Here is an 8,184-nt window from a genome sequence, read left to right as displayed (position 1 = left end):
CCCCAATCGCAACAGCCGGATCCCCCGCCGCCAGACCCCGACAACGCCGGTGAGGACAAGGAGGAAACGGATCCCCAGCCGGAAAATCTCAGCCTGCCGCAGGAGTTTTTCTTCGATCCTGAGCAGGTGGCCCTCGACCCGCGCCTCTTGGCCTTCGCCCAATCTCTGAACCAGCAGGGAAAAACGGGATCCCGCAGCCTGGTGTTCAGCGCCGACCGGGGCCGTTACATCAAGCCGATTCTGCCCCAGGGCGCCAACCCCCGCATCGCCGTCGATGCCACCCTGCGGGCTGCTGCCCCCTACCAGAAAAGTCGCCGCCTGCGGCAGCCGGGGCGGGCCGTCATCGTCGAGCCCGGCGACATCCGCGCCAAAAAGCTGGCCCGCAAAGCTGGAGCCTTGGTGATCTTTGTGGTGGATGCCTCCGGCTCCATGGCCCTCAACCGCATGCAAGCGGCCAAAGGCGCCGCCCTGCGCCTGCTGACCGAGGCCTACCAAAACCGCGACAAGGTTGCCCTCATCGCCTTTCGTGGCGAGGCTGCCGAAGTGCTGCTGCCCCCCACCCGCTCCATCGAGCTGGCCCGCCGCCGCCTGGAATCCCTGCCCTGTGGCGGGGGATCCCCACTGGCCCATGCCCTCACCCAAGCGGTGCGCCTAGGGGTCAACGCCCGCGCCAGCGGCGACGTGGGTCAGGTGATGCTGGTGGCCCTCACCGATGGCCGGGGCAACATCCCCCTCAGCCGCTCCCTGGGACGCAGCGAAGGCGATCCCATCGACCTGAAGCAGGAGCTGCGGGAGATCGCCCTGCGCATCCGTGCCCTGGGATTGAAGCTGCTTTTCATCGACTCGCAGAGCCGCTTTGTAACCACCGGCTTTGGCGCCGAGCTGGCGGAACTGGCGGGCGGGCGGTACTTTCATCTGCCCCGCGCCACCGACCAGGGAATTGCAGCCGTGGCCCGCTCGGCCATTCAAGAAGGACGCACTTCTCTCTGAAGGAGCAGCCGCGGCGGTGTTTGTAACTTTTCTTAATGGTTGGTTATGATCTCTGTAGGCGCTCTTCACCTTGCCCTATGACTACAGGACTCCTGCCGGAACTGCTCCTTGAGAATCCTATGGCTGTTGACTGGGTCAGTCGGGGCGTGAGCGCAGCCATTCGCGCTCTCTTCAAGCAGGTAGAGCGGCTGGAGGCGCGTGTGCGAGTCGAGCCTGTCGCCAAGCTGTTGCAAGGACGCATCGACAGCTTTGAGCTGTTGGGCCAGCACCTGCAGATGTACAACGGCCTGAGGCTTTCGGCCCTAGAGCTGTTTTGCAATGCTGTGGCCATTGATTTCAGCCAAATCTGGCAGGGGAAGATCAAGCTGCGCCAGCCGGTACAGGCCACGATGCGGGTGGTGCTGAGCGAAGCCGATCTGGCCCAATCCTTCAACACGCCTTTTGTGCTGAACAGGCTGGCCTTGGTAGGGCAGGATGGCAAATCCCTATCCTTCCACCACGTTCGTATCGCCATCACTCCGGCGCGTCGACTGGAATTGCAGGCAAACGTACAGCAAGCAGAGGCCAGGTCTCTCCGCGTTGGTTTTTCCGCCCAGGTTGAGGTGGTGGAGCAGCGTCGCATCCGCTTTACAGATCCGATGTTTGTGGGTGATACAGAGGCGGAGCTGGCGTTGAGCCGGGCCTTGGTCGATCACCTGAATGGGCTTCTGGACTTGGATCAGTTGGCCTTGCGGGGTACGGAGCTGCGGGTAGATCGGGTGAACCTACAGCCCCGGCAGATGGTTCTGTACGGCAGCGCCACCCTGGCACACTTTCCCATGCGCCAACCGCAATGGGAAAATGCTTGACAACCTTTCGGCGGGCAGCTACCCTCAATAGTGGTGAGGAGTGAAGAGAAGAAGCCTCTGGGGTCGAAACACGGACAGACTCCCAGAGGTTTTTTCATGGCCTATTCACGCGATCCCAATCCCGACGGGGACGCCGCGCCCATGCCCAGGCCCGCCGGGTTTTATAGTCATTTCAAATGGCAATGCAACGTTTCTCTACGTCGTTGTTGCTACACAACGCTGTTCTAACTCCCCTCTCCCTCTGGGAGAGGGGTTGGGGGTGAGGGCCTCTGGGAGAGGGGTTGGGGGTGAGGGTAGCGGCGCGGAGCGCTTGGGTTGGCGACAAAGTGTCTCAATCCTGTTTGAAACGACTATAACCCTAGGGGCTGGAAGACTTCTCTCAGCACTCCAGGCGTCCCAATCAGCTCTGGATTTGAATTCAGGCTGGGACAGAGCGCCTGGCGCAACTCTTTGCCCGGCAGGGATCGGGTGTCAGGGATCCCAGTTCAGTTGGGAGTGCCCCTGTTTTTCGCCGGCCCTCTTGACCCCTCTGCTGGTCTCTGGCCTAATTCAAGTTAAGCCTCTCTTCCATTCCCCCTTGAGACACCGCCTCCTTGAGTTTTGGCGTCGCCGCTTTCCCCACAGCTTGCGCACGCAGGTGGCGCTGGTGATTGCCAGCCTTTCCTTTGTCCCCAACTTGGTGTTCATCCTGTCGGTGCAGTGGATCTGGCCCGACACGCAATTTAGTGCCGAAGGGATCATTCTGCTGCTGCTGTGGATCCCGTTGCTGGCGGTACTATCCGCGGTGGTGGGCTATGTCCTGTCTTCTTTGATCCTGCGCCCCCTCACCTTGCTGGCCCGCGAGTTGGCCCACCTAGAAACCTTGATCAACCAGCCGGCCCGTTGGAATTTGCTGCTTCGTCCCCAGGATCCCCAAGAGGCCCTAATCCTGCGGCAGGCTTTTGCCCATTTGCTGCGCCAGATCCAGATCGACCAGTTGCGGCGGGAGGCCTTCATCGCCACCTTGGTGCATGACTTGAAAACTCCCCTCATCGCCTTTGGACATCTGCTGAGCGCCTTCAAGCAGGAGCAGCAGTTGGATCCCCGGGAACGGCTTGCCCTGCTGGATCGCATCCTGGAGGAGAACCAACACAACCTGGCGCTGGTGCAAAAAATGGTGGAGGCCCACCGCCTGGAGCGGGGCGAGATCGAGCTGCACCCTCGTCTTTGCGATCTGGGATCCTTGGCCAGAAGAGTGGCCGAACGCATGGGATCCCTGGCCCAAGAACGGGGGATCGACCTGCGCGTGGAAGGAGAGGGCTGGGGCAACGCCGATGAGGCCGAGCTGGAACGGGCGCTGGTGAATCTCGTGGACAACGCCTTGCGCTACGCCCGCCATGCGGTGGTGCTGACCGTCAGCCCTCGCCAGATCCAGGTGCGGGATGATGGCCCTGGCCTGCCGGCTCCCCTGGAAGAGCTGGCCCAGCCCTACATCGCCCAGCCCATCCACATCGCCGGCCAGCGCTACCCAACCGGATCGGGAGGTCTGGGACTGTACATTGCCAAGCGCATCCTGCAAGCCCACGGGGGTGACTTGCGGTTGATCGAGACAGGATCCCAGGGCGCCACCCTAGCCCTGGTGCTGAGTTAAGGCCCCACCAACAGGGCGGCCCCGATACATCAATCGGTACTTCATCTGTGGGGTCGAGTCTTTTTGCCCTGGTTTTTCTTCTGCTGTGATGGGTTGTAAAGAGGCAGTGGGAGGATGCGCCTGAGTGGAGGAAGAGGATGTACGGCTGACCTTGCCAGGCCACAAACCCGCTTGCTCCAGAGCCCTGTAGAGTGCCTCCGTGTCAATAGGCCAGAACCATCTGGCAGCCTCGTAAACTCGCTCGAGGGAGTGGAGAATATCCCCGGCCTCGGCCAAGCCAGGGATTACATCCGCTGCCCCCTGATAAATTGCCCAGCGTCGCTCTGCCGGCTCGATGTGGCGACCGGGATAATGAGTCAGGATCACAGGGATATTGGGCAGCTTGCTTTGGCACTCTCGGCAAAAGGCATAGGGGTTAAACAGCCCCGTCGTCATGTCCACCACCATCAGATCCAGATCCAGAGGCTGACTGGTTGCCACCTCCAGCAACGCTTCACAGGGGGAAACCAGCACCACAGAGTGTCCCTGCGACTCCAGTCCCAACTTCCAGAGATGAACTTGTGAGGCTTGGCCCTGAGCCAGCAGTATGGCTTTGCTCATAGGGGATGAAAATGTAGAAGGAAAGTTAAAGGCTTGCTCTACCCGCTGATCCGTCATACGTCAGAATCGCGCACGGAGCGTAATGTAGCATTCTCAAGAGGAGCAAATAGTAACCGGATATACAAGTGCTGCTGTGGAAACCCAACCTTCTGGGCGCCCACCCCGGAGCCCCACCAGCGAACTTTTGGGCGCGGCCTGTCCGGTGGCCTCAATTTTTGTCTTGCTCAACCCCATCAGGGATCCCTTCTGGCTCGGCTGCCAATTCAGCTTGTAGGGCCTGCCACTCTTCCGCAGAGAGCGAATGGAGCTTCTCTTGGATTTGCTGGGTTTCGAAGCTGGCCCACTGAGCCTTCAAGGTCATTTCCCCACGCAGCACCCGCCTCAGGTAGCCCAAAGTCCAGCCCAAGCACGCCAGCAAAAGCACCACGCTGGATATCTGCTGCGCAGCCCCCGTGTCTAAGCCCGCCCAAAGCAGCAGGCCGTAGAGGCCGCCGCCCCCCAACAGCAGGCCTAGGCCGACGCCAAGAACATCCAATCTGCGCATGACCCGGTAATCGACAAATGGCCGGCCTCACAGCGACCGAGGCTTGGGTCGAAATGTCATGAAGGGAGCCACCAGCACCATGCCGGGAAAGAAAAACAAGACTAAGAAAAACATCAGCACCTTTTCCCAAGCGCCAGCCGAAGTCCAGCGTTTGTCCACATACAGCAAAGACAACAGCGGCAACACCAGCAGATAGAGTATTGCCAAACCGGCATAAGTTGCCCAAATCAACGATGGGGTAGAAGCCATGTCGAGTACGTCCCGCAGCTATTTGACCGTGTCAAACAAATCTAACAGCATTGTAAAGGGATTTGTCGGCTTGCGGGAGTCGGCAACTCGGCCAACTGATCACAGGCTCGCGCTGATCGCCCCAACAGGGCAGGTGGGAACGCATTGTTCGCACATGACACAGCGGTTGCGGGAGAACTCCAGTTTCCAGTCGGGAGCGGAAATCCTGAGGGCCTCCGTGGGGCAGACTCCGGTACACAAGCCGCAGTCCACACACAAATCGGGGTCGATCTGAATTGCCTCGGCCCGTTCGGCCACCTCAATGCCCAGAGACTGTACCCACTCCAATCCAGCCTCCACCTGGTCGATGTCCCCTGAGAGCTCCACCACCAAGGTTCCCACTTCGTTGGGGGCTACCCTGGCGCGCACAATATTGGCGGCCACATCAAAATCTTTGGCCAATCGATAGGTGACGGGGACATTCACCAAATGGCGGGGAAAGATTAGGGTGACTCGTTTGCGCACGAGTTTGGCCTGAGTATCTGAGGTGCCGTGACTCTTCCAGTATGGCAGGCTGCTGGCGGCATCCTCCCGTCCTGCATGGGCAGAAGCAGGGAGGCGGGATCCCACGGAAGCTGTGAAGGGCGTCCCGCAGCCTGTCACAATGGGATCAGAGCGTTTTTGTTGATCCCCATGAACTCGGCCCAGCCCTGCCTCAACTCCGAGCACTATCGGCAGATGTTGGTGCGTGATGGCGAGCGTCGCTTCCGCGAGTGGCACACTGCTTTCCTCAACTATCAGCGGCAGTTTTTGCAAGAGATGAAGCGATTGCAGCTCCGTTCTTCCCGGAATCGTTGATCTGGAATCGCCAATGGGTTCAGTAATGCCTACGGCCAACCCTTTGTGCCCTCTTCCGGTCTCTTCTCAGCCTGATTCCTCCCTCCGCCAAGAAACTTTGGAACTGCTGGAGTGGCCCCGCCTCTGTCAGCACTTGGCCACCTTTGCCGCCACGCCGCTGGGCCGCCGCGCCTGCTTGGAGCTGGATCCCTGGCAGAGTCGCGCCGACAGCGAAGCCTATCTTGAGCAGACTGAAGAGGCGATCCGCCTCGATCGCTCGCAGGCGGGCGGAGTTTCCATGGCAGGGATCCACAACTTGCTGCCGGCCTTGGAACGAGCCGAACGGGGAGGGATCCTGAGCGGGGAAGAGCTGGTGCAGGTTGCTACAACTCTAGGATCCGCCCGCCGCATCCGCCGTTTGATCGATGACCAGGACTGTCTGCCCCGCCTGCAGGCTGGGGTGAGTGACCTACGCACCTACCCGGAACTGGAGCAGGAGATCTTTCGCTGTCTGGAGGAGCAGGGGGAGGTGCGGGACAGTGCCAGCCCCGTCCTTGCCGATCTGCGCCGGCAGCAACGGCAGCAACGCAGCCAGATCCAAGAGCGCCTGCAACAGTTGATGAGCCAGTACCCCCAGGCGCTACAGGATACCCTGATCGGCCAGCGGCAGGGGCGGTTTGTGCTGATGGTGAAGGCCGCCCAGCGGGATCTCATCCGCGGCATTGTGCACGACAGCTCTGCCAGCGGGGCCACCCTCTATGTGGAGCCCTATGCGGTGGTGGAACTGGGCAACCGCTTGCGGGAAACCCAAGCTCAGATTCAGGCAGAGGAAGAGCGGATCTTGGCCGCCCTCTCGGCCCAGGTGGGATCTGTTGCCGAGGATTTGGAGCATCTGCAGGCGGTGATGGTGGGGCTGGATGTGGCCTTGGCCCGTGGCCGCTACAGTCTCTGGCTGGACGGCCATCGCCCCCAGTTTGTCTCGGCAGGACTGCGCCTGCGGCAGGCCCGCCACCCTCTGCTGTTGTGGCAGTGCCGCGCAGAAGGCCAGGGCGCGGAGGTGATCCCCATCGACTTCACCCTCTCGGAGTCCATTCGTGTCGTGGTTATCACCGGCCCCAACACCGGCGGCAAAACCGTTGCCTTGAAAACCTTGGGGCTGTTGGCGCTGATGGCCAAGGCGGGGATCTTCCTGCCGGCTCAGGATCCGCCCCAACTGCCCTGGTTCGATGGCGTTTATGCCGACATCGGCGACGAGCAATCCCTGCAACAAAATCTCTCCACCTTTTCGGGGCACATCCACCGCATCAGCCGCATGGTGCGGGTTCTGCAGTCCGACCCGGCGCCGGCCCTTGTCCTGCTGGATGAGGTGGGGGCGGGCACGGATCCCACAGAAGGCGCCGCCCTGGCGGCTGGGCTGTTGGAGTATCTCTCGGAAAAGGCGTTGCTCACCTTGGCCACCACCCACTACGGCGAGCTGAAGGCCCTGAAGTACCAACATCCCGGCTTTGAAAATGCTTCGGTGGAGTTTGACGAGACCACCCTGGCCCCCACCTATCGCCTGTTGTGGGGGATCCCCGGTCGCTCCAATGCCTTGGCCATCGCCCGACGGCTGCACCTGGATCCCGAGATCCTGCAACGGGCCCAGCAGCACCTGCAGGGAGAAAGCCAGGTGGATCAGGTGATTGCCGGGCTGGAAGCGCAGCGGGCCCAATTGGAAGCGCGGGCAGCCCAGGTGGGAGCCCTGCATCGAGAGCTGGAGAGCTTATATCAGCAAATGCAGCAGCGCAGCCGCCAAATGGCCGAGCGGGAAGCCCAACTGGAGCACAAGCAAAACCAAGGTCTGCAAGCCCTGTTGGCTGCCGCCCGTCAGGAAGTGGCCGCCGCCATCCGCAAATTGCAGCAGGGAGAGGATCCCCAGCGCATCACGGCCGAGCTGGCGCAAATCCAGCAGCGCTACTCTCCCTCGCCGCCGCCTGCGGATAGGGAGTTTGTGCCAGAGGTGGGGGATCGGGTGCGGCTGAGAGGCCTGGGGCAGACGGGAGAGGTGATCGCCGTCACAGGGGATGTGTATGTGGTGCGCAGCGGCATCCTCAAATTCACGGTGCCGCGGGAGCAGTTGGATCCCATTGACGAGCAGCAGGCCCAGCAGCGCCAACGCCCCAAGGCCCCACCTCCCGCCCCAGCAGCCACCGCTCCCCTCAACCTGCGCACCAGCCAGAACACCCTCGATCTGCGGGGGAAAACCGTGGCCGATGCCGAGGCCATTCTGGAACAGCACTTTGCCCAAGCTCCCCCCGGCCCTGTCTGGATCATCCACGGCCACGGCACCGGGCGCTTGCGGGCCGGCGTACAAGCTTACTTACAAAATCACCCCCGCGTCCAGAGGTTTGCCCCAGCGGATCCCCAAGACGGCGGCACCGGCGCGACCGTGGCCCACTTGCGGTGAGGGTTGGGCTGTTTCAAACTCACTTACGGTCGTTTCCAACAAGGTTAAGACACTTTGCCGC

9 protein-coding genes are annotated in these 8,184 nt (G+C 61.4%); 5 read left to right on the top strand and 4 right to left on the bottom strand.

Going from position 1 to position 8,184, the window contains the following annotated elements:
- The 3 genes from NW853_RS08360 to NW853_RS08350 form a co-directional block, all read left to right on the top strand.
- Positions 1-990 (top strand): VWA domain-containing protein (locus NW853_RS08360; RefSeq protein ID WP_414348780.1); only part of this gene is annotated, 990 nt, incomplete at its 5' end.
- A 119-nt stretch (positions 991-1,109) separates the two neighbouring features.
- Positions 1,110-1,838, top strand: a complete 729-nt coding sequence (locus NW853_RS08355; RefSeq protein WP_414334337.1) for a DUF2993 domain-containing protein — start codon at positions 1,110-1,112, stop codon at positions 1,836-1,838.
- A 577-nt stretch (positions 1,839-2,415) separates the two neighbouring features.
- On the top strand, positions 2,416-3,468 hold the full coding sequence (locus NW853_RS08350) for a sensor histidine kinase (RefSeq protein ID WP_414348779.1): 1,053 nt from the start codon (positions 2,416-2,418) through the stop codon (positions 3,466-3,468).
- Here NW853_RS08350 and NW853_RS08345 read toward each other — a convergent pair.
- The 4 genes from NW853_RS08345 to NW853_RS08330 all read right to left on the bottom strand — a co-directional run bounded on the left by NW853_RS08345 (position 3,448) and on the right by NW853_RS08330 (position 5,365).
- Complete coding sequence (locus NW853_RS08345) at positions 3,448-4,068, bottom strand: response regulator (protein WP_414334341.1); 621 nt, start codon at positions 4,066-4,068, stop codon at positions 3,448-3,450. The two genes, NW853_RS08350 and NW853_RS08345, sit on opposite strands and share 21 nt — an antisense overlap.
- A 208-nt stretch (positions 4,069-4,276) precedes the next feature.
- A complete protein-coding gene (locus NW853_RS08340) occupies positions 4,277-4,612 on the bottom strand; it encodes a DUF3007 family protein (protein ID WP_414348778.1) in 336 nt (111 codons plus the stop codon).
- Between the two features lie 27 nt (positions 4,613-4,639).
- Positions 4,640-4,861, bottom strand: a complete 222-nt coding sequence (ndhL, locus tag NW853_RS08335; protein ID WP_414334345.1) for an NAD(P)H-quinone oxidoreductase subunit L — start codon at positions 4,859-4,861, stop codon at positions 4,640-4,642.
- Positions 4,862-4,960: 99 nt separating this feature from the next.
- Entirely contained in the window at positions 4,961-5,365 is a 405-nt protein-coding gene (locus tag NW853_RS08330) for an NIL domain-containing protein (protein WP_414334372.1), read from the bottom strand.
- 156 nt (positions 5,366-5,521) lie between these two features.
- Between NW853_RS08330 and NW853_RS08325 the strand changes: the two genes are divergently transcribed.
- Together NW853_RS08325 and NW853_RS08320 are read left to right on the top strand one after the other, a co-directional pair.
- Positions 5,522-5,698 (top strand): hypothetical protein, encoded by a 177-nt coding sequence (locus NW853_RS08325; RefSeq protein ID WP_414341549.1) that lies wholly within the window; start codon positions 5,522-5,524, stop codon positions 5,696-5,698.
- 97 nt (positions 5,699-5,795) lie between these two features.
- Positions 5,796-8,123, top strand: a complete 2,328-nt coding sequence (locus tag NW853_RS08320) for an endonuclease MutS2 (protein ID WP_414348777.1) — start codon at positions 5,796-5,798, stop codon at positions 8,121-8,123.
- The last annotated feature ends 61 nt before the right edge of the window (positions 8,124-8,184 follow it).

The sequence above is a fragment of the Synechococcus sp. H55.11 genome, from assembly GCF_047462475.1.
GTDB lineage: Bacteria > Cyanobacteriota > Cyanobacteriia > Thermostichales > Thermostichaceae > Thermostichus.
This window is presented reverse-complemented; position numbering and strand designations above follow the sequence as displayed.